General features: G+C 45.2%; 17 protein-coding genes. All 17 read right to left on the bottom strand.

The window, feature by feature from the left end; genetic code table 11:
• Positions 1-84: 84 nt before the first annotated feature.
• Positions 85-606 (bottom strand): hypothetical protein, encoded by a 522-nt coding sequence (locus ACQCVH_RS02195; RefSeq protein ID WP_426834246.1) that lies wholly within the window; start codon positions 604-606, stop codon positions 85-87.
• A 96-nt stretch (positions 607-702) separates the two neighbouring features.
• Positions 703-1,827 (bottom strand): RNA polymerase sigma factor RpoD, encoded by a 1,125-nt coding sequence (rpoD, locus tag ACQCVH_RS02190; RefSeq protein ID WP_009791410.1) that lies wholly within the window; start codon positions 1,825-1,827, stop codon positions 703-705.
• Positions 1,828-1,875: 48 nt separating this feature from the next.
• Positions 1,876-3,687 carry a DNA primase gene (gene dnaG / locus ACQCVH_RS02185; protein ID WP_426834245.1) on the bottom strand — a complete coding sequence of 604 codons (1,812 nt, stop codon included), beginning with the start codon at positions 3,685-3,687 and terminating at the stop codon, positions 1,876-1,878.
• Between the two features lie 43 nt (positions 3,688-3,730).
• Entirely contained in the window at positions 3,731-4,198 is a 468-nt protein-coding gene (locus ACQCVH_RS02180; protein WP_426834435.1) for a YaiI/YqxD family protein, read from the bottom strand.
• A 278-nt stretch (positions 4,199-4,476) separates the two neighbouring features.
• Positions 4,477-5,295 (bottom strand): pyruvate, water dikinase regulatory protein, encoded by an 819-nt coding sequence (locus ACQCVH_RS02175; RefSeq protein ID WP_426834244.1) that lies wholly within the window; start codon positions 5,293-5,295, stop codon positions 4,477-4,479.
• 24 nt (positions 5,296-5,319) lie between these two features.
• Complete coding sequence (ccpN, locus tag ACQCVH_RS02170) at positions 5,320-5,952, bottom strand: transcriptional regulator CcpN (RefSeq protein WP_009791406.1); 633 nt, start codon at positions 5,950-5,952, stop codon at positions 5,320-5,322.
• Between the two features lie 188 nt (positions 5,953-6,140).
• Complete coding sequence (gene glyS / locus ACQCVH_RS02165) at positions 6,141-8,213, bottom strand: glycine--tRNA ligase subunit beta (protein WP_426834243.1); 2,073 nt, start codon at positions 8,211-8,213, stop codon at positions 6,141-6,143.
• Entirely contained in the window at positions 8,200-9,096 is an 897-nt protein-coding gene (gene glyQ / locus ACQCVH_RS02160) for a glycine--tRNA ligase subunit alpha (protein WP_022544204.1), read from the bottom strand. Before glyQ ends, glyS begins: the two co-directional genes overlap by 14 nt.
• A 590-nt stretch (positions 9,097-9,686) precedes the next feature.
• The gene (recO, locus tag ACQCVH_RS02155) at positions 9,687-10,448 is read right to left on the bottom strand and encodes a DNA repair protein RecO (protein WP_426834242.1); all 762 of its coding nucleotides are present in this window, start codon (positions 10,446-10,448) and stop codon (positions 9,687-9,689) included.
• A gap of 29 nt (positions 10,449-10,477) precedes the next feature.
• On the bottom strand, positions 10,478-10,621 hold the full coding sequence (locus ACQCVH_RS02150; protein WP_224898955.1) for a YqzL family protein: 144 nt from the start codon (positions 10,619-10,621) through the stop codon (positions 10,478-10,480).
• A gap of 156 nt (positions 10,622-10,777) precedes the next feature.
• Entirely contained in the window at positions 10,778-11,707 is a 930-nt protein-coding gene (gene era / locus ACQCVH_RS02145; protein WP_224898952.1) for a GTPase Era, read from the bottom strand.
• Entirely contained in the window at positions 11,700-12,098 is a 399-nt protein-coding gene (locus ACQCVH_RS02140) for a cytidine deaminase (RefSeq protein WP_426834241.1), read from the bottom strand. The genes era and ACQCVH_RS02140 overlap by 8 nt, the downstream gene beginning before the upstream one ends.
• A gap of 288 nt (positions 12,099-12,386) precedes the next feature.
• On the bottom strand, positions 12,387-12,782 hold the full coding sequence (locus ACQCVH_RS02135) for a diacylglycerol kinase family protein (protein ID WP_426834240.1): 396 nt from the start codon (positions 12,780-12,782) through the stop codon (positions 12,387-12,389).
• A complete protein-coding gene (gene ybeY / locus ACQCVH_RS02130; protein ID WP_426834239.1) occupies positions 12,760-13,230 on the bottom strand; it encodes an rRNA maturation RNase YbeY in 471 nt (156 codons plus the stop codon). Before ybeY ends, ACQCVH_RS02135 begins: the two co-directional genes overlap by 23 nt.
• A complete protein-coding gene (locus tag ACQCVH_RS02125) occupies positions 13,227-15,407 on the bottom strand; it encodes an HD family phosphohydrolase (protein WP_426834238.1) in 2,181 nt (726 codons plus the stop codon). The genes ybeY and ACQCVH_RS02125 overlap by 4 nt, the downstream gene beginning before the upstream one ends.
• 192 nt (positions 15,408-15,599) lie before the next feature.
• Complete coding sequence (locus ACQCVH_RS02120) at positions 15,600-16,562, bottom strand: PhoH family protein (RefSeq protein ID WP_009791396.1); 963 nt, start codon at positions 16,560-16,562, stop codon at positions 15,600-15,602.
• Positions 16,559-17,752, bottom strand: coding sequence for a sporulation protein YqfD (yqfD, locus tag ACQCVH_RS02115; protein WP_426834237.1), 1,194 nt, complete (start codon positions 17,750-17,752; stop codon positions 16,559-16,561). The genes ACQCVH_RS02120 and yqfD overlap by 4 nt, the downstream gene beginning before the upstream one ends.
• Positions 17,753-17,805 lie beyond the last annotated feature (53 nt).

Here is a 17,805-nt window from a genome sequence, read left to right as displayed (position 1 = left end):
CGAAGTTTTGTATACGCTTTCATTACCATTATACGGGGAAGGAATAAATTTTCTCAACATTTAAAAACTTTAAAATTTAATTTATTATATGAAAATAGAAATAGCAATGATGATTAGCCCAACTACGCCGGATATCCCAAAATAGTGCTGACGGAATTTCCAGGCAGCTGCTATCCAAAGCAAACAATTGAGCATTAAAGCCCCATACAAGGCTGTATTGTGATGCGGGAAAAAATGAGATGCCAGTTCAACCGACATCAAAAGCAATATCAAAGCCGAAACAGCCAAAGGGAGTTGCGGTGCAATTCCTTTATTAGTAAAATAAATGGCAAGAGAAACTCCAGTAATTGTAAAAAAAATTAGGAGGGCCATTTGCAAAATGAAAGATAATTCAGTAAAATAAATGAATAACAGCGATAGAGGAATCAGCAGCAAGAGAATGATATTGAGAAAATAAAACCCTTTTGCCTTTCGAGCTTTATCCTTCGGCCGATTCCCTTCTGTATACAAAGCAAGCAGATAATCACAATAATGCTCAGGAAGCATGCGGTTATCCTTCCAGTATAAAATTTCTTTTACAATAATGTCTTTTCTCTCTTTATCCATATTCACCCATCCTGTCCGGAAATCCAAAGGCATTTTTTTCAAAAAAAATAGTTTACCTCTATTTTAAGAAGTAAACTATTTTCTGACAATGTTTTTTTATTCTAGGAAGTCTTTAAGCCGCTTGCTTCGGCTTGGATGCCTCAGTTTGCGCAGTGCCTTCGCCTCGATTTGGCGGATACGCTCCCTGGTTACGCCGAAGACTTTTCCGACCTCTTCCAAAGTGCGCGTACGTCCGTCATCAAGCCCGAAACGCAGCCTCAGGACATTTTCCTCACGGTCTGTAAGCGTATCAAGGACGTCTTCAAGCTGTTCTTTCAGGAGCTCATATGCCGCATGCTCAGATGGCGAAGTCGCATCCTGGTCTTCAATGAAGTCGCCAAGATGGGAGTCATCCTCTTCCCCGATTGGCGTTTCGAGTGAAACAGGCTCCTGGGCAATCTTAAGAATCTCCCTGACTTTATCCGGGGTCAGATCCATGTCTTCCGCAATTTCTTCAGGAGTCGGTTCGCGGCCGAGATCCTGGAGAAGCTGACGCTGCACCCTGATCAGCTTATTGATTGTTTCCACCATATGAACAGGGATTCGGATTGTCCTTGCCTGGTCGGCAATCGCCCTTGTAATGGCCTGGCGTATCCACCATGTTGCATACGTACTGAATTTGTAGCCTTTACGGTAATCGAATTTCTCAACTGCCTTGATCAGGCCCATGTTCCCTTCCTGGATCAGGTCAAGGAACAGCATGCCCCTTCCGACATACCTTTTGGCAATGCTGACTACGAGCCTCAGGTTGGCTTCCGCCAGCCTTCTCTTGGCCTCTTCATCGCCTTCCTCGATCCGCTTCGCCAGAGAGATTTCCTCCTGTGCAGAAAGAAGATCCACACGGCCAATTTCTTTCAGGTACATGCGGACGGGATCATTAATTTTAACTCCTGGAGGAACACTTAAATCGTTTAAATCAAATTCCTCTTCACCCTTGGCAAGCTCCTGGACATTAGGGTCCGCATCATCGTTGTCGCCGACAAGCTCTACCCCCTGATCTCCTAGAAACTCATAAAACTCATCCATCTGATCGGAATCCAATTCAAAGTTGGAAAGCCTTTCCGCGATATCGTCATATGCGAGCACCCCGGTTTTCTTTCCGACTTCCGTTAATTGTTCCTTCACTTGTTCCATGGTTAACTCTGAATCAACCTCTTTTGAACGGGCTGACTTTTCAGCCATAAGTCCCCCTCCTTCCAAAAATCACAAACCAATCGTATAAAAGCTTATCTATAGCAATTTACGCAGTTGAATAATTTCCATTGCGATTGATGCCGCCCTGGCAAAGTCATTCTGCCGTTCTGCTTCCTTCCCTTCAGCCTGCTTTTCCTTTATCATTAACATCTTTTGATAATTCAACACCTGCTTAATATAGTCATTGAGCTCCTGCTCTGTCAGCTCATCATTGACCGACATCATCTCGATATCCGCAATGATCCGCTTAAGCTTTGCATCTTCAACGAAATTTAAGAAGGCACTTGGATCGGGACTATTCCCCTTCTCATAAAAAGCAAATAAATAAGTAATGATAGCCTGATGATCATCAATGTTAAAGGTGCTGCCTCCGAGAAGCTCCTGAACCTTATAAGCGGTATCGCTGTTTCTCAGCATATGGGCAATCAATCTTCTTTCAGCTGTATGAAAAGCAGGCTTCAGCGAATCCTGGCGCCGTGAAACGATCATATGCTTCTTTTGTGCTGGGGCAGAACTGCCCTGGTTTTTTCGTTTCTCGGCAAAGTATATCTGCTTTTGCTCCTGCTTCAGCGCTTCCAGTGACAGAGAAAATTCATTTGCCAGCTGGCGCATGTAATGATCTCTTTCAACAGCCTTTTCAAGAAGGCTGATTTCCTTAAGTACTTCTTCTATATATAGAAGCCGATCTCCTTCATCCTGGAGCTTTTTGCCTCTTCTATAATAAAGAAACTTGAACGCCATGTGGGTGATGCTGGATTCAATTACATCATTGCGAAACTTTTCTGCTCCGTGCTGTTTGATGTAATCATCCGGGTCCATGCCATCAGGCAGCATTGCAACCTTGATGCCGCAGCCAGCCTCAGACAGCATTTTAGCGGCTTTAAAGGCCGCCTCTATTCCGGCATTATCGGAATCATAGCAAATGGTGACAGACTCTACATTTCTCCTGAGCATTGCAACATGTTCAGGCGTCAATGCAGTCCCCATTGTGGCAACCCCGTTCTCAACAGAGGAACGGTCGGCAGCAATGACATCCGCGAATCCTTCAAAAAGGACCGCCTGGTGTGTCTTGCGGATTGCCGGTCTTGCCAGGTGGAAATTATATAAAATTTTACTTTTATTAAAGATTGCTGTCTCCGGACTGTTCAGATATTTGGGCTCATTTCCGGCCCCGAGCGATCTTCCGGAAAAAGCAATCGTGTTTCCTTTGCGGTCAAAGATCGGAAACATGATCCGATCGCGGAAGCGGTCAAAATAACTGCCATCTCTGTCCCTCTTGATGATAAGCCCAGCTTTTTCCATGAACTCCGGATTGAATTTCCTTTTTGCAAGAAATTTGCATACAAAATCCCAGGAATCCAGGGAATAACCGATCTGGAACTTCTCAATCGACTCTTTTGTAAAGCCTCTGTCAAGCAAATACTCCAGTGCGTGCTGGCCATCCTTTGTGTTCATTAACAAATGATGGTAGAATTTCCGGAGAAGCTCATGCGCCTCTATCATCTGCTGGAGATTTTCGGGCAGCGAGCTTTGTTTTGCAGATGCGGCTTCAATATCAAGCTGAATCCCCGCTCTTTCTGCAAGTTTGACGGCTGCTTCCTGAAAGGAGTAGCCTTCATGCTCCATCAGGAACGAAAACACATTCCCTCCGGCTCCGCATCCGAAGCAATGGTAGATCTGCTTTTCCGGGGAAACAGAAAAAGATGGCGAGTTTTCTCCATGGAATGGACATAAGCCAAAATAGTTCCGCCCCTGTTTTTTGAGCTGAACATGATCACCGATTACATCGGCAATGTCTGTAGCCTGCCGGATTTCATCCAGTTTCGCTTCGGAAATTCGCTCTGCCATGAGAACAACTCCATTTTACTTATGAGGTATTCGTGATAAAAAGCTATTTTCCTGCAAGATTCGACAAAATCTTTGTCAATTGCTTCACAAACCTGCTCCGGTCTTCCTGGGTGAAAGGCTTAGGGCCTTTTCCATATTGCCCCCGGCGCCTTGCTTTGGCACTGAGATACCTCATATCCAGAGCGGTATGGATATGCTCTTCTTCGTATAAGGTTCCCCTGGGAGAAAGAACATAAACCCCTTTAGGCAGCAGGGTTGAGGCAAGGCCGATATCCTGTGTGACCGCAACGTCACCCTTTTTCACATGATTCATGATGAACAGGTCTGCTGCTTCCTTGCTTGAATCAACAAACTTCCAGACAGCCCCGCCAAAATCATTTACCATATGTGCATAAGAAGCGACGAATACCGGTTCAATTTCATAGCCTTTGGCAATTTCGACAATTTCCATCTTAACAGGACAAGAATCAGCGTCAACAAGGATGCTTCTTTTCCCTAATGTACTAGTAATTCTACATCACTCCGCATATTCCTTCTTTAATAGAGCAACTTTTCATAAGAGATTCATGTCGAATTTTTTTTAGATGCCTGCCTTGACTTCTCACAATAAATAGTTTATTCGTTATGTGGTAAGTCTAAACCTAATGATGAATATTTTTATCACAATTTTTTATTATAGTGCATAAAAGTCAGTTTTGCCATTATTTTTTACTGTACACTCCTAATTTTCTAATTATCCGGAATGCACTGCCCAAAAATAGAAAAAGCACATATTCTCAAGAGTATGTGCTACTTTGCGGAAATATTTCTGCGGTAAAGATCAAAAATAACGTTTGCCGTTTCTTCCACTGCCTTATTCGTAACATCGACGACAGGACAGCCGATCTTGGTTACAATCCGGTCGAAATAGCCTATCTCACTTTTGATCCGTTCAAGATTGGCATAGCTGGCGTTGTCGCTCAAACCGAGTGAAATAAGCCTTTCCCTCCTGATATTGTTCAGCTTTTCAGGGCTGATCTTTAAGCCAAAGCACTTGGAAGGCGATACCTGGAACAGCTCCTCAGGCGGATCAACTTCCGGGACTAGCGGGACATTCGCTACTTTAAGCCGCTTGTGAGCGAGATATTGGGATAAAGGCGTCTTGGAGGTCCTTGAAACGCCGACAAGCACAATATCAGCCTTTAGAATTCCACGTGGATCGCGGCCGTCATCATACTGCACAGCAAACTCAATCGCTTCCACTTTTTTAAAGTAGTCATCATCCAGCTTTCTGACAAGGCCTGGCTCATACAAGGGGGTTTCGCCGCAGATGGACTGGATCCTGTCCATCAATGGCCCGATGATGTCGATTGCATGAATATTTTCCCTGGCGGCTGCTTCCGCCATATAACTGCGGATTTCAGGCTTTACCAATGTAAAAGCAATCATTCCCTGGTCCATTTTCGCGAGCGATAATACCTCATCAATATTAAATTTATCTTCAACATAAGGAAATCTTTTTATTGTCAGATCGCTGCCATTAAACTGGCTGATGGCCGCTTTCGTCACTAATTCTGCTGTCTCCCCCACTGAATCGGAAACAACATAGATGATCGGCACTGTACCCATTGCTCATCCATCCTCTCTTCAAAATCACCTTTGTTCTGCAAGAGCCAGGAATGCCCTTGTCAAATTGGTCTTTGTAATCCTGCCAGTTACTTCAAAGCCCTTATCGGTTTCTTTCACGACCGGTAAAGCGTCTATCTGTTTTTCAATCAGCAGATTCGCTATTTCAATCAGCAGATCATCTTTTTTGCAGGTAGTAATATTCGGCATCCTCGTCATAATGATATTTACCGGAAGGGCTGTAAGCTCCTGATTCCCGATGCTTGCCCTCAGCAGATCCTTTCTGGACAAGACGCCGACCAGCAGAGAAGATTGATCGACAACAAATAAGGTGCCGACATCCTCCAGGAACATAGTGACGATCGCATCATAGACAGATACATTTTCATTCACCACTACGGGGATGGACTGATAATCCTTCACCAGCAGCTTCTGCAGGCTTTCAGTCAAAAGCTGGGCACCTGTCTTGCCTGTATAAAAATAGCCGACCCTCGGCCGTGCATCCAGATAGCCCGCCATGGTTAATATGGCCAGATCAGGCCTTAAGGTTGCCCTTGTCAAATTCAGCCTCTCTGCAATATGTTCACCTGTGATCGGACCATTTTCTTTCACGATATCCAATATTAGTTCTTGCCTTTTATTAAGCTCTATTGTCCTCACCACCTTGCTTGCCAGCTAATAATGTCATACTTTTATAAAAATATTATATACTATTTGCTATAAATGAAAAGAATGATTTAACACTTAACCTGGCATACAGGAAAAAATTTCAAAGAGCCTGTCGGAATTTTTGACAGGCTCTCTGCATAATCATATCTTTTAGCAAGCTAAAAAGCAAAAATTACTTCTTACTTGACCACTATTTCATTCACTTTGGCAAATGCCTGGATTAGTGTTGCGATTTCGGCCATCATGCTCAAACGGTTTTCCTTCAAAGCAGTATTATCGGCCATGACCATAGTATTTTCGAAATAGGCACTGATCTCAGGTCTCATAGATACAAGCAGCCTATAATATTCTTCTGCTTCGACACCCTTGCCGATTACCGCGGAAACTTCCAGGAAACGGCTGTACAGCTCAGCTTCTTCCTTATTTTCAAAAAGCCCCTGATCAACCGCCGCAGGATTCTCTGCTTTGGAAGCAATATTCAATACACGGCTCAAAGCCTCCATGCTCTCTTTAAAGCCATCTTCACCTTTATGGGCATTTAATACTTCCGCTCTCTTGATTAAAGAAGCCATTGAACCGATTTGTCCTGATAAGACGGCATCAATAATATCGTACCGGATGCTGCGCTCCTGCAGAGTATGCTTGATGCGGAGTTTAAAGAAGGACAGCAGTTCTTCATATACCTGCTCTTCCTCTTTCTTGCCGACGCCTGACTGTTTGACAAGTGCAAGCGACTTATTGATCACTTCTTCAAGCTCAAGCTTCCATTCCTTAACAGCGAGAATCTGGACAATGCCTGCTGCCTGCCTTCTTAAAGCGTATGGATCCTGCGAGCCGCTTGGAATCATGCCAATCGCAAAAAAGGAAGAGATCGTATCCAGTTTCTCTGCCACAGCAAGGACAGCACCTTCATTGCTTTCAGGTGCCGAATCCTCTGCATTACGGGGCATATAATGTTCATTGATTGCTTTGGCAACAGCGGCATCCTCACCTTTTTGGAGAGCATATTTTTCACCCATGAACCCCTGCAATTCAGGGAACTCGTATACCATCTGCGACACGAGATCAAACTTGCTGATTTCTGCGGCACGGTCAACATTTTTCTTTTCTTCGGAGTTCAAGGAAAGCGATTCTGCCAGCCCATTGGCAAGCTTTCTAACTCGTTCAACTTTCTCAGCAAGCGTGCCGATATCTTCATGGTAGACGATGCTGCCGAGCTTCTGCAGCGCTGACTCAATATCCATCTTCTGGTCTTCCCCGTAAAAGAATGCTGCATCAGCGAGTCTGGCGCGAAGCACTTTCTCGTTCCCCTTTGCAACTTGTTCGAGATGATTGTGGTCACCATTGCGCACAGTGACAAAGTAAGGCAGCAGCTTTCCTTCTGCAGACTTGACAGGGAAATAGCGCTGATGCTCTTTCATGCTAGTGATCAGCACTTCCTCAGGAATTTCAAGAAACTCTTCCTCAAATTTTCCGAAAAGGGCCGTTGGGTACTCCACAAGGTTTGTTACTTCCTCGAGCAAAGCCTCATCCACTGGAATCACCCAGTTATTTTCCTCTGCCAAGCGTTCAATCTGGCTCCGAATGCCATTTTTCCTTTCCTCTGCATTGACAAGGACGAACTGGCCAAGCATGCTTTTTTCGTATTCAGCAGGCTCAGTGATCTCAATTTTCTCTCCAAGGAAACGATGCCCCAGAGTCCAGTTGGATGCAGGCACCCCGGCAATTTCAAACGGAATGACATCCTGGCCGAAGAGAGCCGTAATCCATTTAATCGGCCTTACATACCTCATATCCCTGTCTGCCCAGCGCATATTTTTAGGGAAAGTAAGGCTTTCGGCAATATCCTTCAGCTCCGGCAGGATAGAAGCAGTCTCGGCTCCTTTGATGAACTTATTTACATGTGCATATTCAATGCCGTTTATTTCTTTGAAATAGATATCATCCACGCCCATGCCTTGGCCGCGGGAAAAGCCGATCGCAGCTTTTGACCACTCTCCTGCATCGTTCTGGGCGATTTTTCTGGCCGGACCTTTCGCCTCTTCATGGATATCCTCCTGTGTTTCACTTACATCCTTTACAAGGACAGCAAGACGGCGGGGAGTTGAAAAGGCGCTGATTCCTCCATGCGGCACCTTCTTTTCTTCCAGCCACTTTTCCACTTTGGAAGCAAGCTGGTTCATGGAATCTGTTACAAATCTTGCCGGCATTTCCTCAAGGCCGATTTCAAGCAATAAATCACGCTTCGCCATTTTCAATCTCTCCCTTCCGCTGTAAAATCGGGAAGCCTAATTTTTCCCGTTCTTCATAGAATGTTTTGGCGACCTTCCTCGCCAGGTTCCGGCAGCGTCCGATATAACCGGTCCTTTCTGTTACAGAGATGGCTCCCCTTGCATCGAGCAGGTTGAAAACATGGGAGCATTTCAGCACATAATCATATGCCGGATGAACCAAGCCTTCTTCCATCTGTCTATGGGCTTCTTTTTCATAAATATTGAACAAGTTAAAAAGCATATCAGGATCAGAGGTTTCGAATGTGTACTTGGAATGCTCATATTCAGGCTGCAGGAAGATGTCCCTTACAGTAAATCCTTCGGTCCATTCAAGGTCAAAGACATTTTCTTTGTCCTGGATGTACGAAGCAAGGCGTTCGATACCGTAAGTGATTTCCACAGAAACTGGCTTACATTCAATGCCGCCGACCTGCTGGAAATAGGTGAATTGCGTGATCTCCATTCCATCAAGCCACACTTCCCAGCCCAATCCGGCGCACCCGAGGGAAGGATTTTCCCAGTTATCCTCGACAAAGCGGATATCATGCTCCAAAGGATTAATCCCAAGGGCACGAAGAGAATCAAGATACAGCTCCTGGATATTATCAGGAGACGGCTTCATGATCACCTGGAACTGATGATGCTGATAAAGACGGTTTGGGTTTTCACCGTACCTTCCATCCGCAGGGCGGCGTGAAGGCTCTACATAGGCCACATTCCATGGCTCAGGCCCAATCGCACGCAAAAACGTGTACGGACTCATCGTCCCTGCACCTTTCTCGACATCATAAGCCTGCATAAGGATGCAGCCCTGCTCTGACCAGTGCTTTTGCAAAGTCAGAATCATATTTTGAATATTCATCCTGGCACCTCCAATAGGTATTTGTGTAATCAGAGCATTGGGAAAAAGCACAAAAAAACTCCCGTCCCTATGCTCCAAAAAGCATAGGGACGAGAGTTACCCGCGGTTCCACCCTATTTGCTGCCATTCAATGCAGCCACCTTATGTGCCCAAAGCACGCAATCCGCTCAGGAACGCCCTTCATCCAACACCCATAATCCGGCTCACACCATCCCGGACTCGCTTCTACAGATCATTCGGACTACTTCTTTCCGTCATAGCAGAACTATTAATTATTGAGAATCATAAAACAAAACAAAATAAAAGTCAATATCGAAATGCGGAAGGCGTTTGTTCAGCCCCGACAAGCTTAAGACGAGCAGAGCGGAAGGTTGTTCTTTAACCTTCTGATCTGATTGGCTTAAGACTCGAGGGGCTAACGCCTGCAGCTGGACAATATCGAAATGCGGAAGGCGTTTGCCCAGCCCCTACAAGCTTAAGACAAGAAGGACGGAAGGTTGCTTTTTACCTTCTGGCCTTCTTGGCTTAAGACGCGAGGGGCTAGGCTTTGGAGCTGGACAATCGAAATGCGGAAGGCGTTTGCCCTTAGACTAGCCTTTTTCAAAGAAACCGCCCATCTTGTCCATCTGGTCCAGGAACTTTCTCGTTTTCAGGCTGAGGCCTGAATATTCATTATAGTAGGCTGAGATGATTTTTTTCAGCTCAGCTTTGGTTTCCGGCTTAACTGAAATATTTCCTAGCCTCGACAGATCAAAATAATAAAAAAGACGCAGGAGTTTTAAAGCTGCCGGCGAAATCTTATAGTGATATGGGTCCTTTTCAAGGCATCGGTGGCAAAGCAGACCGCCCTCCCTGATGGAAAAAGAAAAATGCCCATCAGACCTTCCGCAGACGGAGCATTTATCCAGGACCGGATAAAGACCAAGGGAATTGAGCATTTTCATTTCGTAAATATTCACCATTATCTCAGGGTCATAGCCTTCGTTTATATAATTCAATGTCTGGTGAAGCAGTTCAAAATGGAACGGATTCGGCTTTTTCTCTTCAACTGTTTTATCCGTAAGATCAACAATATAACTGGCATATGCCGTCAGGAAGATATCCTCCCTGATCGAGCGCATGGAGGAGACCATTTCCCCCTGCTGCATAAGCCCCAGCCCGCTGCTTCTCTGAACAAGGAAGTAGCCATAAGTAAAAGGCTGGGTGACAGCCGAAAGCCTGCTGTTAGGCTTTTTTGCACCTCGGGCCATCACGCCAACCTTACCCCATTCACGGGTATATAAGGTAACTATTTTATTGGATTCTCCATAATTGACAGTTCTCAATACGATTCCTTCGCATTTTTCAAACATTTATGCCACCATCCCTGAAAGAGACAAACCTATGAGATGGGAAAATCAACTTCTGCTAGTTCTTGTTCACTGCTTCCGGGCAAATCCTGAGTTTCTTTTTCAAGCTCCTTAAAAAGAAGATATGTGTCAATATTACCTGTCTGCTTGAAGACCTTCCAGGTAAAATCCAACATTGGAAACCCCACCTTTCAATTTTTAACTAGCAATTATTAATTCCATACCTTTATCATAGCCTGTCATTAAAAAATCATAAGACGTAATAATTGTTAATAAAAAGTCTGCATAATTCCTGTTGAGGTGAAATAGGTTAGTTATGGCTGAATCGCCCTTTAATATTCATCATCTCTGAATCCGAAATCACGCAGCTGGCTCATTTTGTTGCGCCAATCCTTCTGCACCTTTACCCATAATTCCAAGTAGACCTTTGAGCCCAGCAGATTTTCAATATCTGTCCTGGCACGCTTGCCAATTTCCTTGAGCATAGCGCCCTGCTTCCCAATGACGATCCCTTTTTGGGAATCGCGTTCTACAATGACAGTAGCCATCACATTTATGACATCCTTGTCTTCGCGCCTCTCCATCTTGTCAATCACTACAGCAAGAGAATGCGGGATCTCCTCCCTGGTCAAGTGCAAAGCTTTTTCCCTGATCAGCTCAGATACAATGAACCTTTCAGGATGGTCTGTCACCTGGTCAGCCGGATAGAATTGCGGCCCTTCCGGTATATACTGCTTGATCTGCTCCAGCAGAGTATCCACATTGTTCCCTTCCAGCGCCGATATCGGGATGATTTCCTTAAAGCCGTATTTCTCTTTATATGATTCAATGATGGAGAAAAGCTTATCAGGGTGAATCTGATCAATTTTATTTATGACAAGGAAGATGGGAGTCTTCACATTTTGAAATTTCTCGATGATGAACTCCTCGCCGCGGCCGAAGCCTTCTTCGGCATTCACCATAAACAGGATGAGGTCCACTTCTTTCAGTGTATTCTGGGCTATTTTCATCATAAAATCGCCCAGCTTATGCTTTGGCTTGTGGATCCCTGGTGTATCAATGAATATAAACTGAGCATCATTGGTTGTAAGTACACCCTGAACCTTATTCCTTGTGGTTTGGGGTTTATCGCTCATGATGGCAATTTTCTGGCCAATGACTCTGTTCAAGAATGTTGATTTACCAACATTGGGCCGTCCGATAATAGATATAAATCCAGATTTATGAGTTTGTTCGCTATTGCTATTCCATTCTTTATTCATTAAGGTCCTCCGGTGAAAAAGCTCCAGGCAGCAGCTCTTCTACTGTTAATTCATTTATATCCCCTTTTAAATTCGTCAAAACCACTTTCATCGTATTTGGGCACAATTCTGAAATAACCTGGCGGCAGGCCCCGCATGGGGAAACCGGACGCTCTGTATCAGCTACGACTGCCATTGCTGTATATTTTTTGTCTCCTTCGGAATATGCTTTGAAAAGGGCGGTGCGCTCAGCACAATTGCACATGCTGTATGCCGCGTTCTCAATATTGCAGCCATGGTATACTTTGCCGTCTTCAGTCAGGAGGGCTGCTCCCACCGGGAAATTGGAGTATGGCACATATGCTTTGTCCCGTGCTTTTTTTGCTTCTTCAATTAACACTTCCGTATTCATCAGTCATTCTTCCTTTCGAAGGAGAGGAGTATTCTCCTTCTTATATTTTACCTTATTTTTGCAAGATTTTCATTGGTTGTAGCAAAATCGTAATAAAAAAATTGAATTTTCTAAAAATGGACATGCTATTCAATTGCATTCTCTGTCATTTTAACCAAATCAGACAGCGTTTTCAAGAAAGTCAAAAATCGAATTCCAGCAAGTTCGCAAATACCTGTGTTCTATTGTTCATATACATGAATTTCATTATTTCCCAACAAAAAAAAGAACGGCAAGCTTCAGCCGCTCCTACTGGAAAAGTGCCCATATCTTCGGGAGAAATATGATAGCACCGAGGGCTGCTGACGCAAAAGCGAACACCAGCACAGCACCTGCTGCAGCATCCTTGGCCTGCTTTGCCAGCGGATGCCATTCTTCTGTTGACAGATCCACAGCTCTTTCAATGCTTGTGTTGATCAGTTCCAGGGCAAACATCCCGCCAATAGCCAATATGATGAACATCCACTCCATCCGGCTCAAGGAAAAGCAGGCACCTGCTGCAATAACCACAGCTGATGAAAGGGCATGAATCCTCATATTCCTTTCCTGCTTCAGTGCATTGCCGATTCCGGCAAAAGCTACGGCAAAAACAGGCCACAAGCTTTTGCCGGCACCCGGCTTCTTATCGCGTGAGCCCGTACTCATCAAGGATGTCCTTCTGCCGGCCGAACATTTCTCTTTCTTCCTCATCTGTTTCATGGTCATATCCAAGGAGATGGAGGAATCCATGAACAGCAAGGAAGCCCAGCTCGCGTTCAAAAGTATGTCCATACTCACCGGCCTGTTCTTCTGTCCTTTGGATTGAAATGATGATATCGCCAAGCACCCTTGGAATACCTTCCCCGGCAATTTCTGTTTCGCCTTCCCCAAGTTCTTCCATGGCAAAGGAAATAACATCGGTAGGCTTGTCTTTATCGCGGTATTCCCTGTTTATTTCCTGTATCCGGTCATTCGTTACAAAGGTCACTGACAATTCAGAACCAGCATCGACATCTTCCTTTAGTGCTGCAAAATTGAGCAGCTTTTCAACCTGCTCAATATGGCTGCTTTTTACTTCATTCGTTTCATCCATAAAATCAATATTTAAGCTCATGCTTGTTTCACCTTCTGTTTCGTGGATTCTGGATATTCTATTCTGGAATGGAAGATCCCCTTTAGTGTTTCACAAAATGTGTGTGCAACAATTTCCAATTCCTTCAGTGTTAAGTCACATTCATTCAGCTGTTCATCCTGAAGCCTGTCTGAAATGATGTTCCTGACAAGCCCTTCAATTTGTTCAGGAGTCGGATTGGACATGGACCTGACCGCTGCTTCGACACTGTCGGCTATGCCGATGACGGCAATTTCCTTCGACTGTGCTTTTGGCCCCGGATACCGGTAGTCGTCTTCATTGACATCCATGCCGTTTTGTTTGGCCTTATGATAAAAAAATTTGAGCAAAGAAGTGCCATGGTGCTGTTCGGCAATATCAACTATTTCCTTCGGCATCTTGTGCTTCCTCAGCATTTCTGCCCCGTCGACAGCATGGGCAATAATGATATTTTTACTAGTCTGCGGCGGCAGCCTGTCATGCGGGTTTTCAATATTCATTTGATTCTCAATGAAAAAATGAGGTCTCTTTGTCTTCCCTATATCATGATAATAGCAGCCTACCCTGGCAAGGAGGCCGTTTGCCCCGATAGCTTCACATGCTGACTCAGCCAGATTAGCAACCATTACACTATGATGGTAGGTCCCTGGCGCCTCAGTCAGGATTTTGCGGAGAAGCGGATGGTTCGGGTTTGACAGCTCGATCAGCCGCATGGCTGAAAGGATGCCAAAGCTCCCCTCAAAGAATGGAAGCAGGCCGATGGCCAGCACAGATGAAGCCACTCCGGAAATCAATGCTGTCACTAGGTGGAAGCTGTATTCAACCGCCTCGAAATGAGTGTTTCTAAGCAGCATGAGGGAGATGATCACAACAAGGTTCACACCCGCTGCAAACAGTCCCGCCTGAAGAATCTTGGACCTGTTGTTTTGCTTGTTTAAAAATAATATACCCGCAAAGCCTGAGCAAATGATATAGATGCCCATATTTATATTCAATGTTCCGGCAGTGCCTTCATTGAACATGACGCTTCCGCATATGGCAAGGACAATCGTAATCAGAATGGCAAGCCTTTCATTGATCAGGATCCTGATCAGCATGGCTGCCATTGCAGCCGGAAATATAAAGCCAATTTCCGGGTACTGGAGCAGCTGAAGGAGGCTTACGCACTTCATCAGCAAAAGCGAAAGGATGAAAATAAGACTGAACAGCAGGAGGAAATTCTGTTTCAGCTCCTTCTGAACATTAAGCTCATAAAAGTAATAATAGAGCGCAGCCAAAATGATGGCGACAATCAGGCCCAACCCCAGAAACGGCTGTATGCTGTTCTGGTTGTCCAGAAGCCCTGTAAGCTCCAGCTGCCTGTATATTTCCCTGTTAATCAGCTGGCGCTCTTCCGCGATGATCTGGCCCTGGAGGATTTTGACCGGTTCTACATTCTCTACTGCCTGCTGCCTGAGCTCTTCAGTCGCAGCCGGGTCATAGAATTCGTTCTGGATGACTGCATATCTGCCAAGCTCAATCGCCGAGCTTTTCAAATTCGAACTCAGGCTGGTATACTTCAGCTCTTCTTCCACCCTTTTCTTGCTGTTTTCTACTTCATCAGCAGGGATTTTGCTGCCCATCACATTGTTGATCGCAGTTACAGTAAGATCCCTTGCAATCGTAAGCTCGTCCTTGGATGCCTGCAGAAGCGGTGACAGGACCGCATCAGATACTTCCTTCGTCACATTATCTGTCAGCTTTTCCTTGAGCATTTTCAGCTTTTCCGAAGAAGAAGGCGGAACATATGCTGTTTCCTGGTCTCCATCACCTTGATCATTTCCGCTTTGTGCCGCGTCCTCGTTTATCTCTTCGTTTACTTCCGCTGCGGAATCAAAGATCGAAGTAACCAGATCGACACGGTTCTGATTGATTTCCTTTTTGACTATGTATACATCGGTCACCTGGTCAGCGGCTGCCTTCTTTTCCTTCTCGGTGCTCGCCTTGTCTTCTATCGTAATCGGTGAGCGGATTGTCTGTTCAGCCACAGAAAAAAGGCCTATGTCGAGCTTTTCGGGCTTTACATTGCTGTACATGGCAGCATATAGCACGATGCCGAGCAGAAGAAATAAGACGACTCTAAAGAATGTCATGTCCAACAGGTTTCTGACCTTTGCCAACTGGCGCTGTAATTTTTCCATGCTTCCCCCTCCTATCCGGGCATAAGCAGGGCCGGATAAGCTCACGTTTAATTTGAACTATGATTATGTAAAATGATAACAGTTTTTCCGTCAAGTTTCACCCTCTATTCGCATATCCTGCCAAAACAGAGGGTTCGGCTGTCCGCATTCCTTCTATACAGAATAAAAACCGCCCACTCAGGACGGTTTTTATCATTGGTCTGTTTTTTCGTAAGCTGATATGATCCGGGCTACAAGCGGATGGCGGACGACATCGCTTTGCTCCAGATAAGAGAAGGAAATTCCTTTTACAGCTGACAGGATATCCTCTGAAGCAATCAGCCCTGAACGGACGCCCTTCGGAAGGTCGACCTGGGTGCGGTCCCCGGTAATGACCATCTTGGAGCCAAAGCCCAGCCTGGTCAGGAACATTTTCATCTGTGCCTGTGTCGTATTCTGGGCTTCATCAAGAATGACAAATGCATCATCAAGCGTGCGGCCCCTCATATAGGCAAGGGGGGCAATTTCAATGGTACCCCTCTCGATCAGCCTTTGAGTATGCTCGGCGCCAAGAATGTCATGCAGGGCATCATACAGCGGCCTCAGGTAAGGATCGACCTTTTCCTTCAGATCCCCTGGGAGGAAGCCGAGGCTTTCGCCTGCTTCAACAGCCGGCCTTGTCAGGATGATTCTCTTTACATTTCCATTTTTCAGTGCATTGACTGCCATCACAACAGCCAGATATGTTTTGCCTGTCCCTGCAGGGCCAATTCCAAACACTAAATCATTTGTTTTAATTGCATTTATATATTGGCGCTGCCCAAGCGTTTTTACCCTGATGGACTTGCCTTTTGCATTCTTCGTTATTTCCTCTTCATACAGGTCGCTGAAATATTCAAGTGTGCCTTTTTTGGCCATCTGGATGCTGTACATAACATCCCTGCCGCTGATATTAATGCCTTTGCGGATAACATAAATGAGTTTGTCCAGGATCTGGCCGGCAAGCTCAACCGCATCTGCCTCGCCGGATACAAAAATCGTTTCTCCCCGTGTGACGACAGACACATTCAGCTCCTGTTCAATTATTTTCAGGTTGGCATCCGAATTCCCGATCAGTGCTATTGCTTCATTAGGATCTTCCAGATGAACATTCATGGTTTTTAAGTCTTCTGTCATTCTGTGTCTCCTTGGATAATGGATTGTCCTTCTGCAATATTCTCAATAATTTGGAAATGTATTGCTATAAATACTTTACCATTCTCGGCGGATTGGTGCAAAATTTTTTCTCCCTTGATCTTAGCATCCTCACTCAAGCTGTTTTTTATATCTTTTCTTGCCAATTCTTTTGCCACTTCAAAGGCCTCCTCATTGGAGTAAATCCTTGTAACGGTTTCACTTTCCCGCATGGTCCTGCTTGTAAAGCCGAGAGGGAGGCTCCATTTCAGGAATTTGATATCTTTTCTGTTCTCCTCTATTTCATATTCACTGAATTCCGGCTTGCCAAACCCCCAGACAGGAATTGAAAGATTTCCTATGTCAATATAATATTTCCGTTTTTCACTTCCGCTGAACACCTGGAGTGTGCTTTTCAGCGGAAGCTTCACCTCAGATTTATACCAGGTCTCCCCCCAGATTTCCCCTTTTGCCGGGACTGTCTGTGTTTGGCCATCCTGGCCAATGATGCCTGAAACCAGAAGCTGGCCCGGGATGACATGGTCATTTATGCTGACGACAGGCTTGCCTTCTTCTACAAACATGTCCAAAATAACAGCCTTCTTTTTGGCAACCAGGTGCCTTGGACTCAAAAGCTCCGGCTTATCCGGCTCGTTTTTCTCCACTACCTGGAAGTGGTAGGTTGTCCCCTTGAGCTCCACACCTACCCAAGTGATTTCCTCCACTTCGTTGGATAGCTCACGCTGGATTCCTTCTACATTCTTGACAAAAAACTGAAGCTTTCCTCTGTGGATGCCCATTTCGTCAAGCTGCTTGCGGATTTTATATTCAGTAGCAGGATCTGCCCCTTTGATTTCAATTCCCCATACCATATTGGACAAAAGGATGAGAATAACCAGGAAAGAGGCGCCCCCAAAAAGGAACCCGCTGTTTTTGAGGCTTCTTTTCAGCAGAAAGGGCAGGCCGGCACGCTGAAGGAATTCAATCCTGCATCCGCTTTTCCTCACTGACGCACGGAGACGTTTCACGTCCGTCAGCTTTATTTTGAAGGTAACCGCTTGCTCTCCATGCCTTTTTACCTGCCAGACCATGATGCGGTTCCGGGTCAGTGAGTTGATCAGCCGTTCAATGCCGGAGCCTGCAGCCTTTACAGTGATTATTCCAGAATAAAAAGCAATCCATTGATTCTTCATTTATCTTCCCTCCGGATCCTCTTTTTCTGCCAGCCCTGCGGTCCAATAAAACT

Origin of the sequence: Bacillus infantis (genome assembly GCF_050107595.1) — a bacterium.
GTDB lineage: Bacteria > Bacillota > Bacilli > Bacillales > Cytobacillaceae > Bacillus_AB > Bacillus_AB infantis_C.
Note: the sequence above shows the minus strand (reverse complement) of the source record. Positions and strands in the feature narration are given on the sequence as shown.